The sequence below is a fragment of the Bradyrhizobium sp. LA6.8 genome, assembly GCF_040547935.1.
GTDB classification, from domain to species: domain Bacteria; phylum Pseudomonadota; class Alphaproteobacteria; order Rhizobiales; family Xanthobacteraceae; genus Bradyrhizobium; species Bradyrhizobium barranii.
Genome location: NZ_JBEPQQ010000005.1, coordinates 99,642 through 122,852 on the forward strand (window position 1 = coordinate 99,642; position 23,211 = coordinate 122,852).

At 63.7% G+C, this 23,211-nt stretch carries 20 protein-coding genes and 1 tRNA gene; 15 read left to right on the forward strand and 6 right to left on the reverse strand.

Annotation, left to right across the window (positions count from 1 at the left end):
* The first annotated feature begins 223 nt into the window (after nucleotides 1–223).
* The 4 genes from ABIA90_RS24290 (at nucleotide 224) to groL (ending at nucleotide 3,289) form a co-directional block, all read left to right on the forward strand.
* Nucleotides 224–298: transfer RNA gene (locus tag ABIA90_RS24290), tRNA-Gln, on the forward strand.
* Between the two features lie 515 nt (nucleotides 299–813).
* Nucleotides 814–1,077 carry a DUF1488 family protein gene (locus ABIA90_RS24295; RefSeq protein WP_247314081.1) on the forward strand — a complete coding sequence of 88 codons (264 nt, stop codon included), beginning with the start codon at nucleotides 814–816 and terminating at the stop codon, nucleotides 1,075–1,077.
* Between the two features lie 103 nt (nucleotides 1,078–1,180).
* A complete protein-coding gene (locus ABIA90_RS24300; protein WP_354119881.1) occupies nucleotides 1,181–1,498 on the forward strand; it encodes a co-chaperone GroES in 318 nt (105 codons plus the stop codon).
* A 141-nt stretch (nucleotides 1,499–1,639) separates the two neighbouring features.
* Complete coding sequence (gene groL, locus ABIA90_RS24305; protein ID WP_071917644.1) at nucleotides 1,640–3,289, forward strand: chaperonin GroEL; 1,650 nt, start codon at nucleotides 1,640–1,642, stop codon at nucleotides 3,287–3,289.
* Between the two features lie 141 nt (nucleotides 3,290–3,430).
* On the opposite strand, the gene ABIA90_RS24310 is transcribed toward groL, so the two are convergent.
* Nucleotides 3,431–4,387 (reverse strand): hypothetical protein, encoded by a 957-nt coding sequence (locus ABIA90_RS24310; RefSeq protein ID WP_354119880.1) that lies wholly within the window; start codon nucleotides 4,385–4,387, stop codon nucleotides 3,431–3,433.
* A 282-nt stretch (nucleotides 4,388–4,669) separates the two neighbouring features.
* Between ABIA90_RS24310 and ABIA90_RS24315 the strand changes: the two genes are divergently transcribed.
* Entirely contained in the window at nucleotides 4,670–5,137 is a 468-nt protein-coding gene (locus ABIA90_RS24315) for a hypothetical protein (protein WP_354119879.1), read from the forward strand.
* 47 nt (nucleotides 5,138–5,184) lie between these two features.
* On the opposite strand, the gene ABIA90_RS24320 is transcribed toward ABIA90_RS24315, so the two are convergent.
* The 3 genes from ABIA90_RS24320 to ABIA90_RS24330 form a co-directional block, all read right to left on the reverse strand.
* A complete protein-coding gene (locus ABIA90_RS24320; RefSeq protein WP_166105597.1) occupies nucleotides 5,185–6,207 on the reverse strand; it encodes an alpha/beta hydrolase in 1,023 nt (340 codons plus the stop codon).
* 235 nt (nucleotides 6,208–6,442) lie between these two features.
* A complete protein-coding gene (locus tag ABIA90_RS24325; protein WP_354119878.1) occupies nucleotides 6,443–7,693 on the reverse strand; it encodes a Bcr/CflA family efflux MFS transporter in 1,251 nt (416 codons plus the stop codon).
* Between the two features lie 83 nt (nucleotides 7,694–7,776).
* A complete protein-coding gene (locus tag ABIA90_RS24330; protein WP_354119877.1) occupies nucleotides 7,777–9,123 on the reverse strand; it encodes a nucleotide disphospho-sugar-binding domain-containing protein in 1,347 nt (448 codons plus the stop codon).
* Nucleotides 9,124–9,512: 389 nt separating this feature from the next.
* On the opposite strand from ABIA90_RS24330, the gene ABIA90_RS24335 reads away from it, so the two are divergent.
* From ABIA90_RS24335 to ABIA90_RS24360, 6 genes are all read left to right on the forward strand, one after another.
* Nucleotides 9,513–10,463, forward strand: coding sequence for a c-type cytochrome (locus ABIA90_RS24335; RefSeq protein ID WP_354119876.1), 951 nt, complete (start codon nucleotides 9,513–9,515; stop codon nucleotides 10,461–10,463).
* 365 nt (nucleotides 10,464–10,828) lie between these two features.
* Nucleotides 10,829–11,554, forward strand: coding sequence for a response regulator (locus ABIA90_RS24340; RefSeq protein WP_014497160.1), 726 nt, complete (start codon nucleotides 10,829–10,831; stop codon nucleotides 11,552–11,554).
* Nucleotides 11,555–11,661: 107 nt separating this feature from the next.
* Nucleotides 11,662–12,297 (forward strand): DUF1127 domain-containing protein, encoded by a 636-nt coding sequence (locus ABIA90_RS24345; RefSeq protein ID WP_354119875.1) that lies wholly within the window; start codon nucleotides 11,662–11,664, stop codon nucleotides 12,295–12,297.
* Between the two features lie 186 nt (nucleotides 12,298–12,483).
* The gene (locus tag ABIA90_RS24350) at nucleotides 12,484–13,392 is read left to right on the forward strand and encodes a cytochrome-c peroxidase (protein WP_354119874.1); all 909 of its coding nucleotides are present in this window, start codon (nucleotides 12,484–12,486) and stop codon (nucleotides 13,390–13,392) included.
* Nucleotides 13,389–15,890: a two-component system VirA-like sensor kinase gene (locus ABIA90_RS24355; protein ID WP_354119873.1), complete on the forward strand. Its 2,502-nt coding sequence runs from the start codon at nucleotides 13,389–13,391 to the stop codon at nucleotides 15,888–15,890. Before ABIA90_RS24350 ends, ABIA90_RS24355 begins: the two co-directional genes overlap by 4 nt.
* Before the next feature lie 199 nt (nucleotides 15,891–16,089).
* The gene (locus ABIA90_RS24360; RefSeq protein WP_135215059.1) at nucleotides 16,090–16,374 is read left to right on the forward strand and encodes a hypothetical protein; all 285 of its coding nucleotides are present in this window, start codon (nucleotides 16,090–16,092) and stop codon (nucleotides 16,372–16,374) included.
* Between the two features lie 54 nt (nucleotides 16,375–16,428).
* Here ABIA90_RS24360 and ABIA90_RS24365 read toward each other — a convergent pair whose 3' ends face one another.
* Complete coding sequence (locus tag ABIA90_RS24365; protein ID WP_166088393.1) at nucleotides 16,429–17,316, reverse strand: VOC family protein; 888 nt, start codon at nucleotides 17,314–17,316, stop codon at nucleotides 16,429–16,431.
* 172 nt (nucleotides 17,317–17,488) lie between these two features.
* Between ABIA90_RS24365 and ABIA90_RS24370 the strand changes: the two genes are divergently transcribed.
* The 4 genes from ABIA90_RS24370 (at nucleotide 17,489) to ABIA90_RS24385 (ending at nucleotide 22,433) form a co-directional block, all read left to right on the forward strand.
* Nucleotides 17,489–18,676 carry a CaiB/BaiF CoA transferase family protein gene (locus tag ABIA90_RS24370; RefSeq protein ID WP_354119872.1) on the forward strand — a complete coding sequence of 396 codons (1,188 nt, stop codon included), beginning with the start codon at nucleotides 17,489–17,491 and terminating at the stop codon, nucleotides 18,674–18,676.
* A 105-nt stretch (nucleotides 18,677–18,781) separates the two neighbouring features.
* The gene (locus ABIA90_RS24375) at nucleotides 18,782–19,837 is read left to right on the forward strand and encodes a LacI family DNA-binding transcriptional regulator (protein ID WP_085404530.1); all 1,056 of its coding nucleotides are present in this window, start codon (nucleotides 18,782–18,784) and stop codon (nucleotides 19,835–19,837) included.
* Between the two features lie 212 nt (nucleotides 19,838–20,049).
* The gene (locus tag ABIA90_RS24380; protein ID WP_085404529.1) at nucleotides 20,050–21,408 is read left to right on the forward strand and encodes an ABC transporter substrate-binding protein; all 1,359 of its coding nucleotides are present in this window, start codon (nucleotides 20,050–20,052) and stop codon (nucleotides 21,406–21,408) included.
* A gap of 92 nt (nucleotides 21,409–21,500) precedes the next feature.
* Nucleotides 21,501–22,433 (forward strand): dihydrodipicolinate synthase family protein, encoded by a 933-nt coding sequence (locus ABIA90_RS24385; RefSeq protein WP_354119871.1) that lies wholly within the window; start codon nucleotides 21,501–21,503, stop codon nucleotides 22,431–22,433.
* A 95-nt stretch (nucleotides 22,434–22,528) separates the two neighbouring features.
* Here the strand turns inward: ABIA90_RS24385 and ABIA90_RS24390 are convergent, their stop codons facing one another.
* Entirely contained in the window at nucleotides 22,529–23,209 is a 681-nt protein-coding gene (locus ABIA90_RS24390; protein WP_354119870.1) for an SDR family NAD(P)-dependent oxidoreductase, read from the reverse strand.
* Nucleotides 23,210–23,211: the final 2 nt, after the last annotated feature.

The following is a 23,211-nucleotide window of genomic DNA, read 5'->3' on the forward strand; positions in this document are numbered from 1 at the left end:
GGGGAGGTCTCAACTGCCCGAACGCCGGGACTGCGCCGGCCCGGAACGGCGCCGCCGCCGGGCCTATAATAAAGGGTGGCACGGCCAGCGCCGGCCCCGGTCCTGGACCTCAGGTATTTTGCCCCTCCAGGCGGTTGAAATGCCGCGCCGCTCCCTATAGACCGGCTGCGACCAGCGGGAATCTGCGGTAGCCGGTTCTTCCGCCCGTTCCCTGGTCGCCTGTTGGGGCGTAGCCAAGCGGTAAGGCAGCGGATTTTGATTCCGCCATTCGGAGGTTCGATCCCTCCCGCCCCAGCCAATTGATATTGCTTATCAAATCGACGTCATAGTTGCCCCATTTGGAGAACGATGGCGCTGTCCGCTGGAGACGTTGCTGTTTTTGTTCGCCACCATTCACTCAGAACATCTTCCAGAAACTCGAGATCAGTTACCCGGACGGTGTTCGCGAATTTCGCACAACGATCGCGCGGGTCGCTGAAGACAAGCTGACCACCTGTAGGACTGAGCGCAGTACGAGTGACTGTCGTACCTTGTGACAGGATCGCATCAACTGCCGCCGCGCTGAGCGAGTGAGTCATTTCAGCGGAGCCAACTAGCTGTTGGCTTGAGCCGATAGCGCGGGTGAGCCGAGAGGACTACCACTGAAAATTTATTGCAGCGACGATCAACAGCCCGAAGAAGATCACGAGGCTGGTCGTCACTTAATTTTCGTGGGCAGTTGTAATCCGATTCCAGAGTAGCCATTTACGGTTTAGCGCAGCCGGGTCGCTTTCAGCATCTGTTCCCGTTGTGCGAACTTGATCGGACCCAACCATGATCGAGTTTCCAAATTATAGTCGTTCATATGACCGAACGCGGCACGCCGTGCGTTTTTGGGGATACGATAGCGCGTTAGAGGCATCGTTCTTCATAGAGGAAGACGCGCTGAGGCGACTTCAACCGGACGCTCACCCAAATAATGAATCCGGTTTCCTGAACGCATTCGATTCCAATCGTGATGTGATATGTGCCGCCGCTGCCAGGGTGTACGTCCGCGGCAGCAGGGGGTCTTACGATCTGGTCGCCGCCAATTTTTGAGACGAAGCCTCACGTCTTGATGGAAGCGGAAGACTTCGTTTACGGCACGTGCTTCATTACGACTGCCAATCCAGAAATAATCACAAAAGCCAGGGAGGATCGCATGAAATTCCGTCCGCTCCATGACCGCGTCGTGGTCAAGCGCATAGAGGCCGAAGACAAGACAGCCGGTGGCATCATCATTCCGGACACCGCCAAGGAGAAGCCCTCCCAGGGCGAAGTCGTCGCCGTCGGCCCCGGTGGCCGCGACGAAGCCGGCAAGCTGATTCCGATCGACCTGAAGGTCGGCGACCGCGTGCTGTTCGGCAAGTGGTCCGGCACTGAAGTCAAGATCGACGGCGTCGACCTGCTGATCATGAAGGAAAGCGACATCATGGGCGTCCTCACGGATCTGCCGGCCACCAAGAAGAAGGCCGCGTAAGCGCCAGCCGGTTTTCCTTACCCTGAGGATTCGGCGTAGCCGGGTTCTCGAAGGATGAGGCCCGCAATTCAAATCTCATCCCTCAAGAGCTCGCCAGTTGCGCGGCCTTTGGGATCTGACCAGTTGAAAACGGAGATCGCCATGTCAGCCAAAGAAGTCAAATTCGGCGTCGATGCCCGCGACCGCATGTTGCGCGGCGTCGAAATTCTCAACAACGCGGTAAAGGTGACGCTCGGTCCGAAGGGCCGCAACGTTGTCCTCGACAAGTCGTTCGGCGCTCCCCGCATCACCAAGGATGGCGTCACCGTCGCCAAGGAGATCGAGCTCGAAGAGAAGTTCGAGAACATGGGCGCACAGATGGTGCGCGAAGTCGCTTCGAAGTCCGCGGACGCGGCCGGCGACGGCACCACCACCGCCACCGTGCTCGCGGCTGCGATCGTGAAGGAAGGCGCCAAGGCGGTTGCCGCCGGCATGAACCCGATGGACCTCAAGCGCGGCATCGACTTGGCAGTGGACGCCGTCGTCGCCGACCTCGTCAAGAACTCCAAGAAGGTCACCTCGAACGAGGAGATCGCCCAGGTCGGCACCATCTCGGCCAACGGCGATGCGGAGATTGGCAAGTTCCTCTCCGACGCCATGAAGAAGGTCGGCAACGAGGGCGTCATTACGGTTGAAGAAGCCAAATCGCTCGAGACCGAGCTCGAAGTCGTCGAAGGCATGCAGTTCGACCGCGGCTACATCTCGCCCTACTTCGTCACCAACGCCGACAAGATGCGCGTTGAAATGGACGACGCCTATATCCTGATCTACGAGAAAAAGCTCTCCAGCCTGAACGAACTGCTGCCGCTCCTGGAAGCAGTCGTACAGAGCGGCAAGCCGCTCGTTATCATCGCCGAAGACGTGGAAGGCGAGGCGCTCGCCACCCTGGTCGTGAACCGCCTCCGTGGCGGCCTGAAGGTCGCGGCCGTCAAGGCTCCGGGCTTCGGCGATCGCCGCAAGGCCATGCTGCAGGACATCGCGATCCTGGCCGGCGGCCAGGCGATCTCGGAAGATCTCGGCATCAAGCTCGAGAACGTCACGCTCAACATGCTCGGTCGCGCCAAGAAGGTGATGATCGACAAGGAGAACACCACGATCGTCAACGGCGCCGGCAAGAAGGCCGACATCGAGGCGCGCGTGGCCCAGATCAAGGCGCAGATCGAGGAGACCACCTCGGACTACGACCGTGAGAAACTCCAGGAGCGTCTCGCCAAGCTCGCAGGCGGCGTCGCGGTGATCCGCGTCGGCGGCGCGACCGAGGTCGAGGTGAAGGAGCGCAAGGATCGCGTCGATGACGCGATGCATGCGACCCGCGCGGCGGTCGAGGAAGGCATCGTCCCGGGCGGCGGCGTCGCCCTGCTCCGTGCCTCCGAACATCTCAAGGGGCTGCGCACCAAGAACGACGACCAGAAGACCGGCGTCGAGATCGTGCGCAAGGCGCTGTCGGCTCCCGCTCGCCAGATCGCGATCAACGCCGGTGAAGACGGCTCGGTGATCGTCGGCAAGATCCTGGAAAAGGAACAGTACGCCTACGGCTTCGACTCACAGACGGGTGAGTACGGCAACTTGGTCGCCAAAGGCATCATCGACCCGACCAAGGTGGTTCGTGTGGCGATCCAGAACGCGGCCTCGGTCGCGGCTCTCCTGATCACCACCGAAGCCATGGTGGCCGAGGTGCCGAAGAGGAACGCCGGCGGCGGCGCGCCTGCGGGTGGCGGCGGCATGGGAGGCATGGGCGGTATGGATTTCTAGGTCAACCCGCTCATGGCCGAACGGCAGACAAGGAAAGGGATGGCCGATTCCTTGCTTCATTTGGAAATAGCGCAGTCCGCTGCCTGTTAAAGAGAGATCGGGCAGCGACGGCGGCACGGTGAGGTCGTTGGCGATTGACGATCAACTCGGCGGTCGCAGCTTGCTGCTGTTTGATGATGGGACCGCTGAGGCTTGCCGTTCCTTCGCTTCGTAATATTCGGCCGAGAACTTGATGGACCATCGCGCGAAGAACGAACGCAATTCCTGAGTGGGCTTCTCGACGCCGAGATGCTCTGCGACATGTGCCTCACGCAACCACCGCACCGCCGATGTGAGGCCGGCAATGCGCTCGAGCCTCTCGACCGCCGCGGTCCCGGCGATCTCTGCCTGCCGATAGCGAAGGCCGACTTTTCTGATCACATGCACGCGCTTGATGATGTCGTAGCCCTTGAAGACGAGCTGAACGAGCGGGTGTTTTCTGGCCTGCGGCCAGGCTGCCGGATAGACCGGTAGCACCAGAAGCTTGCTCTTCGCGATGACCGTTGCGAGCGGATGTAGGAGTTGCATCCAGGCTGGCCAGGATGTGACCTTGGCAAACAATACCGCGTGCATCGCCGTTGCCGCACCGAAAGAGATCGGCAGCCAAAGGACCGCGCACAGGATCACGAGCAATGCGGCATTCGGCGTGAGATGCCGGCATGTTCTGAACACCCATGCCATGCCGCCTTCAAAGGCATCATGCACAGCGTGTTCGAACGCCCGATAGCTGATCTTCCGCCGGAACCACAACCAGTTTCGCCGAATCGATCTACCCCACTGTCGACGCTTCGACGCGGACAGGGGAAGCAAGCGCACCGCGCCATTGATGACAGTTACGATGACATCGCCGACAACCCGGGCCGCGAACAGCGGCAGCCAGACAATCTGCATTGCAAAAGGGAAGGCGTAGTCAAGCATCCGCATCAAGATCGCAAGAACGAAACGCAGGATCTTGTTCGTGGCGAGCGCAACAACAACAAGTGGGATGATAATCACATCGTCGAGCGCACCGCGAAAGCGGCTTTCCTCGGTCCATGCCGGGTGACGACCATCGGTCACGGTGCACCGTCCGGGCTGAGTGCCGGCTCAGACTAGCACATTGCGCGCTCGAGGGGGGCCTCAGGTACCAGTCGGTGGGCGACAGCGAGCACTCCGCATAAGGGGCCAGTTCGCATGACCCGCGTTAACCCTGTCTCTGATCTTGTCCCGTCGCCGCGACGGCTGGTTCGGTTCTGCCGCCAAGCCGCCTTATTGGATCTCTGCAATTGGTCTCCGATTTTCGGGAGCTTATTTTTCGGCAGGCTTTGAACGAGGCGTCTCGTTCGGGAAGCGTGAAATCAGATGAAAGCGGCTCTCATCCTCGTTGGCTTCAGTACACTCGCGGTGATGGAGCTTGAGACGGCGCCGCGCATGACCAAGCCCGTGAACGCGCCGCCCGTTCAGGCGGCCGTCGGGTTACGCGTCTCAGCCGATACGCTGACGACGGCAGACCGGCTCGGGACCCCGCACATGCACATGCAATTTGAAGCGCCTCCGCAGCCGGTCTCCTTGAGTGAACCGATGCCTCCGCCGGATCAAACGGCGAATGTTGCGCCAGAGCCTTTGAAGATCATCGCGCCACGCCAGCGCACCGCAAGCGGGAGAAAATTCGCGGTCATGCTGCCCAGACCTCGGCCCGTGCAGGAAACGTCCAAGGCATTTGCGAATGCCAAGCGCGCCAAGCCAGTCGCGGAGGTCAAGCCCTGCCGGTCAGGTGTCTTCGATGGCCTGTTCAAGGCATTGAACCTGTCAACGGGATGTCAGAGCTAGCCCCAAGATACCTCTCTATCAGCGATATCGTTTCCGCCACGCCGGGTTCACGCGGCCACGGTATCAATCGAGCGGCGGATCACCTGGCGCACCTCCGCGTTCGACAGGAACAGGTCGTGGTTGATAACGCCCCAGCCTGCCTCGGACGCATCGACCACGCGCACCCCGAGCCCTTCGATGGCGGTCTTCTCGGCAGCGCCGACCCGTGTCATCCCACCGGCGATTTGCCCCGACAACGCCAGCGCGCGGTCGTTCGTTGCGGCGATGACGGTGATCTTGCGCGAAAGCGGACCGATGCGGTTGATCGACGACGAGAACACGTCCATGTCGATGTCCGGCGCGGCGAACACCACGGCCCCGATCTTGCCCGCAACGGCGTCACCGGATCGCGCATAGAGCTGGCGCAGGCTTTCGAGCGTGAGCATGGTTCCCATGCTGTGCGCGACGATGTGGACGCGGCCGGCGCTTGAACTCGTCACGACAGATTGCAGCACGCGTTCGAAGCCATCGCGGGACCACATTGCGCTGTCGCGGTCATAGGCGTAGTCGAACAGTCCAGCCTTCGAGGGCCAGGAGAATACCATCGTCTGGCCGCGGAACCTGATGCCATCGGAGAGATGCGCAGCATCGAGCGCAGCTGTCTCGAACGTCTGCTTGAAGCCGTGCACGTAGATCAGGACATCTGGTCCGCCGCCGGCCTGCGCGACAAGACTGCCGACATCGCCCGATACCGGCTCGACCCCATCAAGACGCCAATCGTCAAGTCCCGCTGCAGCCAGAGAAAAACGGCTGTCACCAGGCGCCACAAGCTTCGCTCGTGCGACGGTCATCGTAGAAGCCCGCTCCGGCCCGAACCACGGCTTCGACCGGCCGCCGTTCACTGGCTTACGCGTCGTTACGACGAGCAACGTAGGGTCGACCGAGAGCGATGAAGCGTCGTAGCGTGCGCCGGTAGCACCCAGGCTGGCGCATCCGCCCAGCGCGACAACGCAGGCTGAGGACGCAAGCCCGCCAAGGAGCGCACGGCGGGACGCAATCACTTCGTGTTGCACTAAACGTCGGATGATCACGCAGAACCTTTGGGAACTGCCCCCTGGAGGAGCCCGCCCCCTGCGCGCGTTCCTGAAGGATGATGGCGGCGAGAATAAGGGCGGGGCGCCCCACGCCGCTTGTTCCAAATGCGGATTGAAATCGTCGAACAATCAAACAGGTTTTGGTTCCGCCATGCGGAGGTTCGATCCCTCACTGGCCTAGTCAGGTCGCAACCCGACGGATGCGCCGGGCTGCCAGCCGGATCCGGCGAACTCAGGACTTCGTGGGGCTTCGGACCGCCACGCCGGGATCGATCGTCTGCGACGGAAGGCGGCGTTCGGCGGGGCGCGCGACCAGCAGATAGAGAACCAGAGCGAGCAGCGAGGTTGCCGCCATCACCGCGGTCATCGACAACGCGGTCCGTCCGTCGAAGCGAAGTGCGACCAGCCCGCTCGATATTGCGCCGGCGGTGAGCTGAATGCTTCCGGCGGCGGCGCTGACGGCGCCCGCGATCTCCGGGAGACGCTGCATCGTCGCGCTCATCACGTTCGGCACGCTGAACCCGAAGCCGAGTGCGACCGCCATCAGCAGCGCAACCACGAGTGACGTGGGCATCCACCCGGCCAACGTCATCGCGAGCAGGGCGGTGCTGGCGGCGGCCGACAGCGTCAGCCCGGTTGCGAGCATGCGGGCGGACTCTACGCCGCGCCGGCCGAGCTGGCCGTCGAGAAAGGCGCCGACCATGACGGCCCCCGAGCATGCGCTGAAGATCAGGCCATATTGCTCCGGGCGCAGTCCGATGGCGCCGACGAAGAACAGCGAGGCGCCGGTGACGTAGGCAAACACGGTCGCGCCGCCCGCGGCGCCGACCAGGATGAAAGGCAACGACACCGGATGCGTCAGCACCTGGCGGTAGCTGTCGATGACAGCAGAAAGCCCCAGGCGGCCGGCGCGGTCGGTCGTCGCAGTCTCCGCGAAGCGAAACATCACCACGACCAGCAGCATGAGACCGATCCCCGCCTGGGCGGCATAGATCGATCGCCAGCCGGCGATCGCCAGCAGGGCGGCGCCGGCCGTCGGTGCGATCACGGTCGCGACATTGACCGTGACCATGACGTTGGCGATCTTGCCTCGCGCGGCGTTGCCGTCGAAGAGATCGCGAATGATGGCAAAGGTCGTTGCGGTGGCGGCGGCGCCGATGCCCTGGACGAAGCGGCCCAGCAACAGAACCGGCAGCGAGGACGCTTTCGCGCAGGCAAGGCTTGCTGCGACGAACAGTACGAGGCCGAATGCCAGAATCGGCTTGCGGCCCAGGCGGTCGGAGATAGGTCCGTAGATCAGCGGCGCGGTGGCGAGGCTGAGCATGAAGGCGCTCATGGTCAGCCCGACATCCGACGCGCTCGCGTCGAGCGTCGCGCCGGTCGCTGCCAGCGCCGGCAGATTGATGTCGATGCCGGAATAGGGCACGGCCGCCAGAAAACCGATCAGCAGTGTGAAGGCGAAGGATGCGGGGTCGATTTGCATGGACAGATTTCCGGTTCCGGCTTGGTCGATGTGCATGAGGTGATGGAGGCGCGGTCGCCCGCCCTCCATCGCCGCGTTCGCGATTACGCGCGCCGTTCGGCGCGCCGCCCCCGGGTTGCCGCCATCGCTCCGGTGTGCGAGCTCTCGTCGGCCACGAGCTCGCCGATGACCCGGAGGATTTCGGCCCGCGTGTCGATCCCGGCAAATTCGTCCGCGATCTGCGAGGCTCGCGACTGGAAGCGGGATTGATCGAGCACCGTCCGCACCGCGTCGCGCAGCGCCTTCGGTGTCGGCTCGTTGGTCGCGAGGTTGATGCCGACCCCGGACCATGCGACCCGCGCGTTGACGTCGGCCTTGTCTTCGGTCAGCCCCGCGGTGACCAGCGGGATGCCGAAGCTCATGGCCTGGTTGACGCTGCCATAGCCGCCGTTGGTGACGAGCACGTCGACGTTCGGCAGCAGCCATTCGAACGGCAGATAGCTGGCGATGCGCGCGTTCGACGGGATCTTGCCGGGGATGGCGTCAATCGGGCGGCCGCCTGCCGTCACGATCACCAGGATGTCTTCCTCGTCCGCGAGGGCCGCCAGCGTCGGGGCAACCAGCAGATTGAAATTGTGATTGGCCACCGTTCCCTGCGTCACCAGAACGATCTTGCGCGATCCGTCGAGCTCTTCGGCCCAGGACGGCGGCGGAACCTGGTTGGCGATGATCGGCGGGGTGCCGACGAAATGCACTGAGGGCGGAATCTCGCGAGGAAATTCGAAGCTTGGCACCGACAATTGCAGATAGGCATCCCCGAGAGCGACCACGGAATGGAAGAGCGGCATCGCGATCGGCCCGACCCCGAGAGACTTCAACGCCCGGTTCAGGCGCATCGACACCGGCTGATCGACTGCCGCATCAAATTCCCGCGCCATGGCCGCATAGCGATCGCGCTCCTCGTCGGTCTTTGCCGGCGGCAGACCGAGGAAATTGGGCCCGCCGTCCTCGCGCGCCCAATGCAGAAACGAGGTCCCGCAGAGCGCGATGGGAGGCCGCTGCGAGCGCGGTCCGAGCAGCATCGGCAGCACACCGAACAGCATGTCGTCGGCGACAATGATGTCGGCGGGGAATTGCCGCAGGATTTGCAGCAGCCCCTGGTGCTGAGCCGGAATGGCGTCGACGAAGATGCGCTCGCAAGCAACACGGAACCACTCCAGTCCCGGCGGAATGGTCTTGAGTTCGGGGAATCGCGAGAAGACGTCGTTCGGATCGAAGTCCGCGTCCTCGGGAAGGGGAAAGAACTTCACGCCGCTGGCTTCGACGCGGGCACGAAAGGCGGTGCCCGTCAGGAAAGCGATCTCGTGACCATCGCCACGCAGGATTTGCGTGATCGCCAGCATCGGATTGAGATGACCCGTCGCAGGTGTCGAAGCGATAAGAATCTTCATGTGAGTTGACCTCTTGATGATCGATGCACGGTCGCCCCAGAGCGTCCGGTCGAGTGAGAGGCAATTGAAGCGATCGCCGTTACGCCAAGACTTCCGGCGGCAGCGAAAATGGTTACGGCGGCAACGCATCGTGGCGCTGCCAAGGCCGGGCAAAAAGGCCGGTGCAAAAACCGGTGACATCGCGCCGGAAGCCGATAACTCGCACAGGATTACAATTGTAACGCGAGCGGCGGGCGATGAAACGGCACGGAAACACCGCGCTGTTAATCCGGCAGACCTCCGCATGGCACACCTTCGCAGATATTGGCGCGTTGGCGTCGGCCGAAATTCATTTTTGACGATCCGGATGTCGCGCGGCATCGGTCGCGCCCAATTCATTGAGGACTGGCATGGAAAATATTGTCGCCCTGATTGCGATGGTTGCGTTCATCGCGTTTCTGGCCTGGCTGGGCGTTCGCGCCTCCCGGACGAAATCTGCTCTGGCGAAGTGGAGCGGCATGGTGCTGACGGCCATGCTGGCCATCTCAGTGTTCGGCGTTGCCGCTTTGACCGCGGTCGGTATCGTCCGGCAACACGTCCGTTCTGCACCGGTCCCGGATGTGAAGATCGAGGCGACACCGGACCAGATTGCCCGAGGCATGGCCGTGGCCGACGGCTTTTGCGCCGCATGTCACTCGCAGACCGGGACGCTGACCGGCGGCGGCGACGTGGCCAAGGATCTCCCGATTCCCATCGGCTCGTTCGTGCCGGCCAATCTCACGCCCGCCGGCGTCTTGAAGAATTGGTCCGATGCCGAGATCTTTCGTGCCATTCGCAATGGGATCGACGCGAGGGGGCGCTGGCTGGCGATCATGTCCTTCACCAATGCCGGCCGGCTCAGTGACGACGACACCAAGGCGGTGATCGCCTACATCCGCAGCCTGCCCGCGAGCGGTACGCAGACCCCGGATCCGCCGGATCGCTTCAGCCTGCTGGGCATCGTGATGCTGGGCGCCGGACTGTTGCCGGATGCGAAGCCCGTCTTCACCGGCGTGATCACCGCGCCGCCGAAGGCGCCGACGGCGCTCTATGGCAAGTACCTGCTGTCCTATCAGGATTGTCGCGAATGCCACGGCAGGGATCTCGGCGGCGGCGTGCCGGGACAATTGCCGCCGCTCGGACCGGACCTCGGTATCGTCAAGAACTGGAGCCTTGCGCAATTCGTCGACACCATGCGCACAGGCGTTGATCCGAACGGGCATCGGCTCGGCGAGCAGATGCCGTGGCGGCCGATCGGGCGGATGGATGACGACGATCTCGCCGCGATCTACCAGTACCTGTTGGCTCTGCCGGGCTCCTGATGATTCCGTGAAGCCCGCAAACGATCGCGCCCTGCGGGGGCGGGCAACAGCCTGCGCAGCACATCGCAGTCGCTGAACGACAGCGCAGGCCCCAGGCTTCCTATCGCCCCAAAGTAGTAAGCGTTGGGATCACAATTATTCACGTATGCGACATCCGGCGGAATTAGCCGCAGAATTACCCTGTTGCGACGTCATCACGGCATCATAGATAGGCTCAGTGTGTGCCGATGGCCTCGGATATTACATTCTATTTTGAGCGATTCCAATTCGGACGACATCAATATCATTTCACCACAGCCGGACGTTGACGTTCGCAATTCTTAAGTACAGCTCACTCGGCGGACGGCGAATTTTGAGAGTATGGAATGCTTGCAGATATTGGCCACATCGTCGTCGTCGATGACGATCCGACGTTAAGGCAAATGGTGATCAAATATCTCGAGGAGCACAATATCCCGACAAGGGCGGCCTCCAACAGATCGGAATTGAACCACTATCTCGATGGCAGCCAGCCGAGCCTGATCATCCTCGATCTTCGGCTTGGTCAGGATGACGGTCTGGACCTGTTGAGGGAAATTCGGTCGCATTCCGACGTGCCGGTCATCATCACGACGGGCCATCGCCCCGACGAGATCGATCGCATCGTCGGGCTCGAGCTCGGCGCCGACGACTACATCATCAAGCCGTTCTCCCTGAGGGAGCTGCTGGCGCGCGTCCGCGCGGTGTTGCGGCGGCAGGAGATGGGACGGGCCGCGCGCGCCCGCGATCCCGAGCGCGGGGGCTATCGCTTCAGCGGCTGGAAGCTCGAACGCCGCAGCCGAAAGCTGACCGATCCCGACGAAGCGCCGGTGCCGTTGAGCAAGGGAGAATATGCGCTGCTGCTGGCCTTTCTGGAGGCGCCGCAGCGTCCCCTGACCCGCGAGCATCTGCTGCAGGCGACCCGTATCCATGAGGATATTTTCGATCGCAGCATCGACGTCCAGGTGCTGCGGCTGCGGCGCAAGCTGGAGACCGATCCGAGCGCGCCGCGCGTCATTCAGACCGAGCGCGGCGTCGGCTATGTCTTCGCGGTGCCGGTCGATCCGTTCTAGAAGCAATTGGCGGATTGCAATTGTAGCCAATTTGCCGATGGCGGTGACCTTGGCGTAACAGCGGGCCGTCAGATTGCCTCCCACCAACAGCGTGTGGGAGATTTACGATGGAGAAGTATTCTCACAGTGTGAGCCGCGTTGCCTTGCCGGGTCACATGGAACTCGACAGGGCGAACTGGGTCGCACGATCTGACGGTCGCGGCATGGTCCGTCTCGGTGCGGTTGCCGCGAGGCATCGCGCGCCGGACATCGCTTCGCCTCCGGACGTGCCGCCTGCCGGGCAGGATCAGCCCGTCACCACATTCTGGTGGGCGGTCTTCGCCTCCTTGATGGAAGGCTTTGCCCTTTACGGGGCGGCCTTGCATCCGACCGCAGCCGCGCCGGTTCAGGCGATGCTGGAGGCCACGAGAGATTGCCGGTCGCCCTCGGTGGGGCGCGAGCCCGCGGAGAAGAGTGGCAACGATGGAGCCGACAACAATGGGAATGACAACAATGGGAATATCGTCAGGTTCGATCGCGCCGAGCCACGCGATGCGCGACTGGAGCGGAGCTGGAATCGGCTGGGGTCGCTCGGCGCGACCCTGGGGACTCTGATGGACCTGCCTGCGTACTGGCGTCGGGAACGTGAGATCAGGAAGGCCGTCGCTGCGTTGATGGAGTTCGATGACCGGACCTTGCGGGACCTCGGGATTTCCGGCAGGTCGGACATCGAGCGGGTGGTGAGGTACTGCCGTGATTGCTGACACCATCGCCCGGAGCATGTGGCGGCCACCTTCGCGAAATCATCCAGCTTCGATCAAAATTCCTTGAGCAGCCGCGACAATTCTCGCTTCACCCCCACATTGCTGGGCGTGCAGCAGTTCGCCAGATTTCTCGGGGCCGGACGAGGTGCCGGCCTTCGACGTTGCGCGATCGTGATTTGCGCACTGGTGCCGTGCTCTCTGAAGGTCTCTCCGGCACCGTCGCAGTCGCCGTCTGCCTTCGTGTCGGTCCGCAAGGATGAGCCCATCACGCCCATTCCGGCACCGCCGGCAATCAATCCGCTGAAGGTCAAGCTCGGCGAACGACTGTTCTCCGATCGCAGGCTGTCGCACGACAATTCACGCAGTTGCGAATCGTGTCACGATATCGCGACGAACGGCGCGAGCCCGAGGCAGCACGATGTCGGCCCCGACGGGGCGGCGATCACGCTCAACACGCTCACCGTCTTCAATGCGGCGCTCAGCTTTCGCTTCGGCTGGGAAGGAAAATTACGCAACATCGAAGCCGATACCAGGGCATCGCTGGAAAGCCCGCGCACCATGGCGAGCAGCTCGGTCGAGATCGCAGAGAAGCTCAATGCCGATCCCGACATGCGCGAGAGCTTCTTCGCGGCTTACGGCCATCGCCCGGAGCGCGGCGATGTCGTCGACGCGCTCGCGAACTTCCAGCGCACGCTGGTCACGCCGGGCGGCAAGTTCGATCGTTGGCTGGCGGGTGACGCCGCGGCGCTGTCGGAGGACGAGCTGGGCGGCTACCAATTGTTCAAATCGCTGGGCTGCGCGTCCTGCCATCAGGGCGTCAATGTCGGCGGCAATCTGTTCCAGCGCCACGGCATATTCCACCCGCTCGCATCGCCCGAGCCGAAAATTCTGCGCGTGCCGAGCCTGCGCAACGTCGCGACCACGCCGCCGTATTTCCATGACGGCAGCGCGCCGACGCTCGATGACGCGGTTCGCAAGATGGCCTTTGCCCAATTGAACGCCACGTTGACGGAGAAGCAGGTCAAGGCGCTCGTCGCCTTTCTGAACAGTCTGACCGGCACCTATCGCGGCGCGACTGTCGGAGGCTCCCCATGAAATTTGCCCCCGCCGTGATCGGCGTAACCTGCGTGCTGGCCCTGCTGACCTGGCTGTTGTTGAACGGGCTGAACTTCAATTCGGTGCGTTACGACCGTCAGCTCCAGGCGCTTGGCGACTTCACCCGCTTCGAACGCGCGATGACCAGGGAAGTGCTGACCGCGCGCGTCGGCCTGTCGCGCAACTATGACAAGCTGGTGCAGATGACCGATGCCTATGACGACGCCCTGACGCGGCTGCGCGAAACGCCGGGTCTCAATGCCGAAGAGACCAGGGCCATCGATGTGCTGTCGGCACGCGCCCTCCGGCAGGAGGACCTGGTCGAACGGTTCAAGAGCCGCAACGCGCTGCTCCAGAACTCCTTTGCCTATTTCGGTCTGTTCAGCGACAAGCTGGCCGAGTCGGATCAGCGGGCGCTGGTCACGGCCGCCTCCGCATTGGCGGCAGCGATGCTGCGCCTGACGCTCGATACGTCGGACGTCGTGGCGCGTCAGGTCCAGGATCGGTTGGAAGAGCTATCGCTCGTGCAAACGCCGCCGCAGGACACGGATTCGGTCCGCGCGTTGCTGATGCACGGGCAGATGCTGCATGACCTTCTGCCCGACATCGACACGATCGTGAAGACGCTCGTCGCCGAATCGAACAACCGCGAGCAGGATGCCGTATTGGCATTGATCACCAGGCGTCAGCTCGCTTCTCGGGCGTCGGCGCGCCGGGTACGCCTGTTGCAGTTCATGACGTCGCTGTTGCTGCTCTGCGGTGTGGTCTATTTCGGATTGCTATTGCACCGGCGCGCGGTCACGCTGCGCCGCCGTGCGGCGTTCGAGCACGTCATGGCCGGCATCTCGATGCGGTTCATCGATTCGAGCCGCGAGAGGATCACCGCCGACGTCGAGACCGCGCTGCAACAGCTCGCCGGATGCATCGGTGCGGATCGCGCCTATTTCGTCGGCGTGACCGGAACGACGACAAGCACCTATCGGTGGTCCCGCGACGGGATCGCATTCGAGCCGGGTTGGCCGGATCGCGCGCTGAGCCTCGCGCCACGCTTCGACGGCGGCGAAGGCGGTATCGTTTATATTCCCAAGGTCAAGGCCGCCCATCCCGACGACACGATGAACCTGCTCGAGGACGCCGGCGTCGGTGGCTGGCTGTGCGTGACGGCGGTCAGGGGACATCGCGATGAAATCCTCGGCTTCGATACCGTGCCGGCCGGGGCGCTCGCATACTGGTCCGAAGTCTCGTTGTTTCGCATGGCGTTCGACGCCATCGGCAACGCGATCCGCCGAGTGCGGCTCGAAGGCGAGAAGGAGCGCTTGCAGGCGAGCCTGCAACAGGCACGCCGCATGGAAACCCTCGGCACCTTTGCCAGCGGTATCGCCCACAACTTCAACAATATCGTCGGCGCGATTCTCGGCTATGCCGAGATCGCCGAGGCGCGAATCCGGTCGGGAGGCCGGCCGGCCGGCAGCCTTGCGGAGATCCGCCGTGCCGGCGAGCGGGCGCGAGAACTGGTCGAACAGATTCTCGGCTTCGGCCGCCGCGGCGAGGGCAGGCGGGAGCGTGTCTGCGTCAGGACCCTGATCGACGAAACCAGATCGCTGCTGGCGGCTTCGTTGCCTTCGCACGTCCAGTTCGAGGTGAACGAGTCGGCCGAAGAGGCCACCGTGATGGGCGAGCCCGCCCAGTTGCAGCAGGTGATCCTGAATCTTTGCAACAATGCGGCTCAGGCGATGACGGAGCCGGGTTGCATCGAACTCGGCATCAAGGTGCGCGATCTTCAACAGCCATTGTCGATCGGCCGCAGTGAGGTCGGCCCCGGCCGCTTCACCGTGATTTCCGTCACCGATCCGGGGCCGGGAATGGACGAGGCGACGCTGGAGCGGATCTTCGAGCCCTTCTTCACGACGCGTCCGGACGGCAACGGCATCGGGCTCGCAACCGTTCGCGAGATCGCGGAGCAATATGGCGGCGCCGTCGCCGTGCAGAGCGAGCCCGATGCGGGCACGCGCTTCGACGTCTGGCTGCCATCCGGCGACCCCGACGAGGTGGTGCCGGTTCAGCACAGCCCCGATCTTGCGTTCCGTGGCGCGGGCGAGACGGTGCTGGTGCTCGACACCGACCGCCGTCGCCTGTTGCGCCATGAGGAAATCCTCGCGGCGCTGGGTTATGAGCCGGTCGGGTTCACCAGGCTGGCGGAGGCGATCACTGCCTGCCGCGCCGCGCAAACGCGTTTCGATGCGGCGCTGGTGTGTCACATGCCCGGAGGCTCCTCGATCGAGCTGGCGGCGGCATTGCACGCGGCGGCGCCGACCTTGCCGATGATTCTGGCGAGCCCATCGACGCGCGAGCTGGCGGTGCCGTCGCTGGAGACGTCAGGGATCACCGAGCTCGTTCATCACCCGCTGATATCGGCGGAGCTCGCCGGCGTCCTGGCGCGGAGCGTCGCCTCGTCGGCCGCGCGACGACGTGTAAGGCGCGCAGCCGCGGCGCGGTAGAGCGTTTTCGAGCGAAGCGGATACCGGCTTCGCGCGAAGAAAGCGCGTCAAAACAGGAATCCAGAGCTGGCGCACGACAATCGGCGATCGCGGTTGCAATGGTAACGCGATGTCGCCGCGGGCGAAATGGTCGAGTAGCCGGGACCTCCTATCCATCGCATGCGCATCGTCGCAACGTCACCGCGATAGGAGAATGATGATGTCAATCAGACTTGGCGTGACCGTCGTCGCAGCTACGTTTCTGTTCGGATCGGTTTCCAGTCTCAGGGCTGCCGGAGGCGCAAGCGCGCCTGTGACCATGTCCTCGCCTGGCAGTGTGGACGCAATGAAGTTCGCGGACCTGTCCCGGCAGGCTCCCATCGGTCACCGGCAGCCGCGACGCAGCGACGTGCCCGGGTCGACGCAAGCCTCGCCCCAGGACGCGGAGCTGCAGCGGCTCGACAGGGAGATCGACCGCCGGCTGATCATCTGCCGTGGCTGCTGATGGCCGACCGAGGTCATGGATCGCGCGCGCCGCCAGGCGCGCGTTCGCCGCTCCCTATCCCTCGTATTGATCCGGCCCCATCGCCCAGAGCGACTGATCGTGGCCGAATGCGTAATTGCGGTTGTTGATCGCCGGATTGCGATTGACCATCGGCCGCATGAACATCGGATGGGTCGCGCTGCGGACCTCGTGCTCGACCGTGAAGAGATGCCTGCCGCTGTCGAGATCGACGATGTCGCAGAAGCGGTACTGGTATTGATTGTCCTCGCGCGAGATCAGGTCGCGCGCCAGGAGTTTGCGGTAAGGGCCGGAGAAGTCGGTGATGTACATCTGCACGTGGTGGCCGTCGTAGTCGCCCTGGGGCCTATCGGTCTCGCGGAACAACAGATGCTGGTCGCGGCCGGTCTTCACGGCGGCGACCTGGCCGTCGCCGTTTCGCAAGCTTGCGGGCATGCCCATGATCTCGGGGTAGAAGGCGCAAATCGCCTTCGTGGTGCCTTCCGGCACGTCGAACTCGACATAGGGAATCCCGAGCGCGATGCGCCCGAAGCGCGCGGCGTCCGGCTCGTAGCAGCGCAGTCGGTTGCCCCACGGACAGGTCGCCTCGACATGATCGTTGTGCTCGGCGAATGCGAACGCCGTGCCCTCGAGCTTCTTCGCGACTGACGCGAGCCGCGCCAGCAGCGCCTCACGGCCCTCGATGACCAGTCCGACATGGCCGCGCAGCACCTGCGGCCTGCCGCTCGGCAGGTGAAACTGGCTCCGTCCGGCATTGATCCACATGTTGGTGTCGGACACCATCAGGTAGGGATCGCGGGTCAGTCCAAGCCCGGTCACGTAGAACAGCGTGGCGAGGCGCTGGTCCGGGACCTGGATGTTGACGTGCTCGAAATGGATCGCGTTGCCGAGATCTTCTGCGGATCGATCGAATTGTTGCGGCATGGATGTGCTCTGGCTGGGGGGACTGAGAGGTCGATACTAGAGCAGAATTTCCGCCAGCCGAAACAGTCAGGCGATCACATCTTGGGGGCAGGGGCATGATGTCCTCTGCCGCCTTGCCGTGGCAGCCAGTCCCTGTAATCTGGCCAGAACATACGAATATGGGAAGGGATCGATGGGAGGAGTTTTGGAGGGCGTGCGCGTCCTCGATTTCGGGCGCTATATCGCAGGGCCCTATTGCGCGACCTTGCTGGCCGAATTCGGCGCCGAGGTCATCCGCGTGGAAAAGCGCGACGGCAGTGAAGACCGCTTCGTGGCGCCGGTCGGCGAGGGCGGCGAAGGCGCGCTGTTTCTTCAGGTCAACCGCAACAAGAAGTGCATCACGCTCGATCCGATGAAGCCGGAAGGGCAGGAGGTGATGCGCCGCCTGATCGCGACCGCAGACGTCGTCGTCGCCAATCTGCCGCCGCAGACCCTGCGCGCGATGAAGCTCGACTACGACTCGCTGAAGGCGATCAAGCCCGACATCATCCTGACGACCGCCACCGCGTTCGGCGGGCCGGGGCCATGGTCCGACCGCGTCGGCTTCGACGGTGTCGGCCAAGTCATGTCGGGCTCGGTCTACATGACCGGTGCCGGCGACCCGCCATATCGGGCCGCGGTGAACTGGGTCGATTTCGGCACGGCGCTGCATTGCGCGTTCGGGACGCTCGCGGCGCTGATGGAGCGCGCGAAATCCGGGCGCGGGCAGATCGTCGAGGGCGCGTTGCTTGCGACCGCGCTGTCCTTCACCAATGCCACGCTGATCGAGCAGGCGGTCATCAACGTCAACCGTGTTCCGACCGGCAATCTCGGCCAGACTGCAGCGCCGGCCGACATCTACCGCACAAAGGACGGCTGGGTGCTGTGCCAGGTCACGGGGCATCCGCTGTTCAAACGCTGGGCGAAGCTGATGGGTGAGGAGGACCAGTGGCTGAATGATCCGCGCTTTGCCGACGACATCAGCCGCGGCAACAACGGCCCCGTCATCAGCGCGCGGATGGCGCGCTGGTGCGCCGAGCGCACCACGCAGGAGGCTGTCGACACTCTGGGCAAGGCCATGATTCCGACCGGGCCCGTGCTGAGCCCGCAACAGGCGCTGGACCATCCGCATATTCGCGCCGCCGGCTTCATGCAGGAGGTCGAATATCCCGGCCTGCCGAAGCGCGCACCTGTCGCCCGCGCTGCCGTCCGGCTGTCGGAAACGCCCGGCGAGATCGCATCGCGTCCGCCGACGCTCGGCGAGCATACTGACCTCGTCCTGACGGAGCTTGGCTACGACGTGGCCGCGATCGCGGCGCTTCGGCAGGGCGGGATCGTCTAGGAAGCGCGGGCGCCTCACACCAGGAGATTTTCATTGAGGACTCCGGTGGTCGTCAATACCATGGCAAGGTATTGATCGATCAAGCGTTCGACCGACGTGGCGGGGATGGTGGCAGGTTCAAAGAGAGCGCGTGGAGGCAGCGGCCGCGTCAAGCTCGAGGAGGTCGCCCGCAAGGCCAATGTCTCGACCGCGACCGTCTCGCGCGCCTTCAACGAACCCGACAAGGTTTCCGAAGAAGTCAGGCAGCGGGTCAAGGACGCCGCACGCGCGCTGAACTGGATTCCCAATGCTGCCGGACGGGCGCTGGCTTCGCGCCGGACGCATATCGCCGGCGCCATCATCCCGACCCTGGACGACGAAATCTTCGCCCACCAGATCGGCGGCATGCAGACCGTCTTCAGCGAACGCGGCTTCACGCTGTTCCTGGGCTGCTCGAACTATGATCCGGACGAGGGCTTGCGGCAGGCCGAAGCGATGCTTGCGCGCGGTGTGGAAGCAATTGCCGTGGTCGGTGAAAATCATCCCCCCGAGCTCTTTGACGCGTTTAACTCGCGCGGCATTCCCTATGTCGTGACATACTCCTACAACAAGCTGTCACCGCATCCGTGCATCGGCTTTGACAATCGCGCCGCGTTCAGCCGCATGACGGAGCATCTGCTGTCGCTCGGCCATCGCCGGTTTGCCGCCATCTTCCAGCCGGACACCAACAACGACCGCGTCAAGGAAAGGCTTCGCGGCGTCAGCGAAGCGCTCGCGGCCGCGGGTTTGGAAATCGCGGCACAGGATCTGATGATGGGTCCCTCGACGCTGGAGTTCGGCGCGGCCAGCTTTGCCGGATTGATGACGCAAGCCGTCGACATCCGGCCGACCGCGATCGTTTGTGGCAACGACAATCTGGCGCTCGGTGCGTTGATGGCTGCGCGGGAATGCGGCCTGGACGCGCCCGGGGATTTTTCGATCACCGGCTTCGATGATCTTGCGATTTCATCGCGCTTTTCTCCGGGGCTTACGACGATGAAGGTCGACAATCAGGAGATCGGCGTCCTCGCGGCCAACGAGCTTCTCGCCGTGATCGCGGGCCGGCAAGCGCAGGCGCAGTCCCGCGAAGTCGTGCCTGTTCTGAAAATCCGCGACAGCGCAGGTCACGCCAGGGGCGCCTGATCCCGCAGAGAGCGGTCGTCTCTTCGATAGCGCGCCTGGTCCCGCCAAGAGGGCGGCTTCCGTCTCAAAGGGTCGCTTGACTCCTCATATGTAAGCGCTTACATAGCCGCGTTTTAAACGCCATGAGAGCAACCGGCGGGCCCCTCGCCGGATGAGACGGAGAGGAAACGACAATGCGGAATAGCGTTTTGCGGTGGGCGAGAAACTGTTCGATGGCGGTTTCGCTGCTCTTGCCGATGATGGGAACGGCGAGCCCGGCAGCGGCCGAGGAGAAGCTCGTCGTCTGGTGGAACAAGGGCTACTACAAGGCCGAGGAAGACGCGCTGCTCGCCGTCATCAAGAAGTTCGAGGCCAAGACCGGGGTCAAGGTCGAGCTGTCGCAATATGCGACGCAGGACATGATGCCGAAGCTGGTGGCGGCGCTCGATGCCGGCAGTCCGCCCGACGTCACCTATGCGGACACCTACCATTTCCAGGGCGCCGGCAAGTGGGCCTCCGAGGGCAAGCTGGTCGATCTCGGCTCCGTGCTCGCACCGATCAAGGGCGAGTTCTCTCCGCAGTCGCTCGAAACGGTCATGCTGTACAACGACAAGACCAAGGCGAAGGCCTATTACGCCTTCCCGCTGAAGCAGGCGACGCTGCATCTGCACTATTGGAAGGACATGCTGGAGGAGGGAGGTCTCAAGGAGACCGACATCCCGAAGGACTGGAAGGGCTATTGGTCGTTCTGGTGTGACAAGGCGCAACCGGCGGTGCGCAAGGCGTCCGGCAAGCGCATCTACGGCGTCGGCCATCCGATGGGCGTCGACGCCACCGACAGCTTCATCTCGTTCCTGGTGTTCATGGACGCCTACAACGTCGTGCTGGTCGACGACAACGGCAAGCTCCTGGTCGACGATCCCAAGGTGAAGGCGGGCCTCGTCGCCGCCATGACGGACTATGTCGAGTTCGCCGCGAAAGGCTGCACGCCGCAATCGGCGACGAGCTGGAAGGATCCCGACAACAACGTCGCCTTCCACAACAAGACGACGATCATGACGCACAATTCGACGGTTTCGCTCCCCGGCAAATGGCTCGACGATGCCGGCAACGAGACGCTCACCGCCGAGCAGCGCGATGAAGCCAAGAAGAACTATAATGACCGCATCCGCACCATGGTCTGGCCCAACAAGCCGGATGGCACGCCGGTGCACACCCGCGCCTCCGTGGTGGTCGGCCTGATCTTCGAGCAGGCCAAGAACAAGGACCGGGCCAAGGAGTTCGTCTCGTTCCTGCTGCGCGACGAGAACCTCCAGCCCTATGTCGAAGGCGCGCTCGGCCGCTGGTTCCCGGTCAAGACGGCCGCGCAGAAGTCCGCCTTCTGGGACGGCGACGTTCATCGCCGCGCCGTGCGCGACCAGTTCTTCGCCGGCGTCGGCGGCTACGAGATGAGCAAGAACTACAAGTTCACCACCCTCAACAACGAGAACGTCTGGATGAAGGCCGTGAACGCCATCGTCACCAACAAGGTGCCGGTCGACAAGGCCGTCGACGACATGATCGCGCGCATCAAGGAAGTGGCCGGCAACTGACCGCCGGCCCGAACAGCTACGCTCACGCGTTGCAAGACGCGTGAGCGGCAGGCTCCTGCCTGTCAACGATTTCAACGCCTGGGAGCCGATTTGTGACCGCAACCATCAAGGGCATCATTCCGGTGATGCTGACGCCGTTCACTGAAGCCGACGCGATCGACTATGCGGGCCTCGAAAACCTCGTCGAATGGTACATCGCCAATGGCGCGGATGCGCTGTTCGCCGTTGCCCAGTCGAGCGAGATGCAGTTTTTGAGCCTCGAGGAGCGCATCGCGCTGGCGCGCTTCGTCGTGCGGCAGGCGGCGGGCCGGGTGCCTGTCATCGCGTCAGGCCACGTCAGTGAATCCCGCGACGATCAAGTGACCGAGCTGACCTCCATCGCCGCGACCGGCGTGGACGGATTGGTGCTGGTGACGAACCGGTTCGATCCGAAGGGGCAGGGCGGCACGGTCTTCATGGACAATCTGCGCCATCTGCTCGATGCGCTGCCCGCTGATCTTCCGCTCGGCCTCTACGAATGTCCCGCGCCGTTCCGGCGGCTCATGTCCGACGACGAGCTGGCGTTCTGCGCCGAGAGCGGGCGCTTCGCGATCCTCAAGGACGTGTCCTGCGACCTCGAGACCGTGAAGCGTCGCGTGGCGCTGACGAAAAACTCCTCGCTCGCCATCGTCAACGCCAATGCGGCGATCGCCTTCGACGCCATCAGAAGCGGATCCGCCGGCTTCACCGGCGTGTTCACGAACTTCCATCCCGATCTCTACAAATGGCTGTTGACCGACAGCGCGCGGCATCCGGCGCTGGCGGACGATCTCTCCGTCTATCTCGCGCTCGCGGCGATGGCCGAGCCGATGGGATATCCCAAGCTGGCCAAGCTGTACCATCAGAGGCTCGGCACGTTCGCCTGCGCCCACAGCCGGACCATCGATTTCGACATCCGTGAGCGCTTCTGGGCGCTCGATGCACTGCTCGACAAGATCATGCAGGGGCAGGCGAGCTTCCGCGCAAGGATCGCGGCCACGCGCTGATGGCGGCCGTTGCCATCTCGATGATGTGAGGGTAACCGCCGCGCGAGGGCTCGCCCTCGTGCAATTGCGGGCCGACCGTGATTGCGGCCGTGCGCCTAGAGCGAGCTGCCGCCGCAGATGACGAGTTGCTGTCCGGTGATGGCGGCCGCTTCCGTCGAGAGCAGGAAGGCCACGGCGGCTGCGACTTCCTCCGGGCGGATGAAGCGGCCGATCGGCGGCAGCTTTGGCGTGACATTGGCGCGCGAGGGATCCTTCAGCATCGGCGTCTCGGTTGCGGCGGGGGCAACGACGTTGACGGTGATGCCGCGAGGTGCGAGCTCGAGCGCCCAGGACCGCGCCAGCGCGACCAGCGCCGCCTTGGTCGCGGCATATTGCCCGCGGCCCGCGGCGCCCGACGCAGTGCGGCTGCCTATGAAGACGATGCGTCCGCCGTTCGGCAGGCGCGGCGCCAGCGCATTGGCGAGGCGCCCGGCGACGTCGACATGCAGCCGCCACATCGCCGCGCCGTCGTCATGGTCGAGCGATCCGAGCGCACCGACCTTGAGCAGGCCCGCGGCATGAACCAGCGCGGTCGGCGTGAAGCCTGCCAAGGCGTCGGCAATGCTGTCGACATCATCGAGGTCGAGCGACAAATGATCGAACGCCGGATGGTCGAACGTCGCAAGGCGGCGGCTGATCCCGGTGACGCGCCAGCCGTCGCGCAGCAGTTGCTCGACGATCGCCGCACCAATCCCCGAGCTTGCGCCCGTCACCAGCGCGTGAGGCCTCTGGTCCATGA

Bases quoted from the DNA above. Each gene is read 5' to 3' on its own strand.
- ABIA90_RS24300 (WP_354119881.1), top strand. From the start codon at position 1,181: ATGAAATTCCGTCCGCTCCATGACCGCGTCGTGGTCAAGCGCATAGAG.
- ABIA90_RS24315 (WP_354119879.1), top strand. From the start codon at position 4,670: ATGAAAGCGGCTCTCATCCTCGTTGGCTTCAGTACACTCGCGGTGATG.
- ABIA90_RS24360 (WP_135215059.1), top strand. From the start codon at position 16,090: ATGTCAATCAGACTTGGCGTGACCGTCGTCGCAGCTACGTTTCTGTTC.
- ABIA90_RS24370 (WP_354119872.1), top strand. From the start codon at position 17,489: ATGGGAGGAGTTTTGGAGGGCGTGCGCGTCCTCGATTTCGGGCGCTAT.
- ABIA90_RS24380 (WP_085404529.1), top strand. From the start codon at position 20,050: ATGGCGGTTTCGCTGCTCTTGCCGATGATGGGAACGGCGAGCCCGGCA.
- groL (WP_071917644.1), top strand. From the start codon at position 1,640: ATGTCAGCCAAAGAAGTCAAATTCGGCGTCGATGCCCGCGACCGCATG.
- ABIA90_RS24325 (WP_354119878.1), bottom strand. From the start codon at position 7,693: ATGCAAATCGACCCCGCATCCTTCGCCTTCACACTGCTGATCGGTTTT.
- ABIA90_RS24390 (WP_354119870.1), bottom strand. From the start codon at position 23,209: ATGGACCAGAGGCCTCACGCGCTGGTGACGGGCGCAAGCTCGGGGATT.
- ABIA90_RS24340 (WP_014497160.1), top strand. From the start codon at position 10,829: ATGCTTGCAGATATTGGCCACATCGTCGTCGTCGATGACGATCCGACG.
- ABIA90_RS24355 (WP_354119873.1), top strand. From the start codon at position 13,389: ATGAAATTTGCCCCCGCCGTGATCGGCGTAACCTGCGTGCTGGCCCTG.
- ABIA90_RS24295 (WP_247314081.1), top strand. From the start codon at position 814: ATGATCGAGTTTCCAAATTATAGTCGTTCATATGACCGAACGCGGCAC.
- ABIA90_RS24335 (WP_354119876.1), top strand. From the start codon at position 9,513: ATGGAAAATATTGTCGCCCTGATTGCGATGGTTGCGTTCATCGCGTTT.
- ABIA90_RS24330 (WP_354119877.1), bottom strand. From the start codon at position 9,123: ATGAAGATTCTTATCGCTTCGACACCTGCGACGGGTCATCTCAATCCG.
- ABIA90_RS24375 (WP_085404530.1), top strand. From the start codon at position 18,782: ATGGTGGCAGGTTCAAAGAGAGCGCGTGGAGGCAGCGGCCGCGTCAAG.
- ABIA90_RS24345 (WP_354119875.1), top strand. From the start codon at position 11,662: ATGGAGAAGTATTCTCACAGTGTGAGCCGCGTTGCCTTGCCGGGTCAC.
- ABIA90_RS24365 (WP_166088393.1), bottom strand. From the start codon at position 17,316: ATGCCGCAACAATTCGATCGATCCGCAGAAGATCTCGGCAACGCGATC.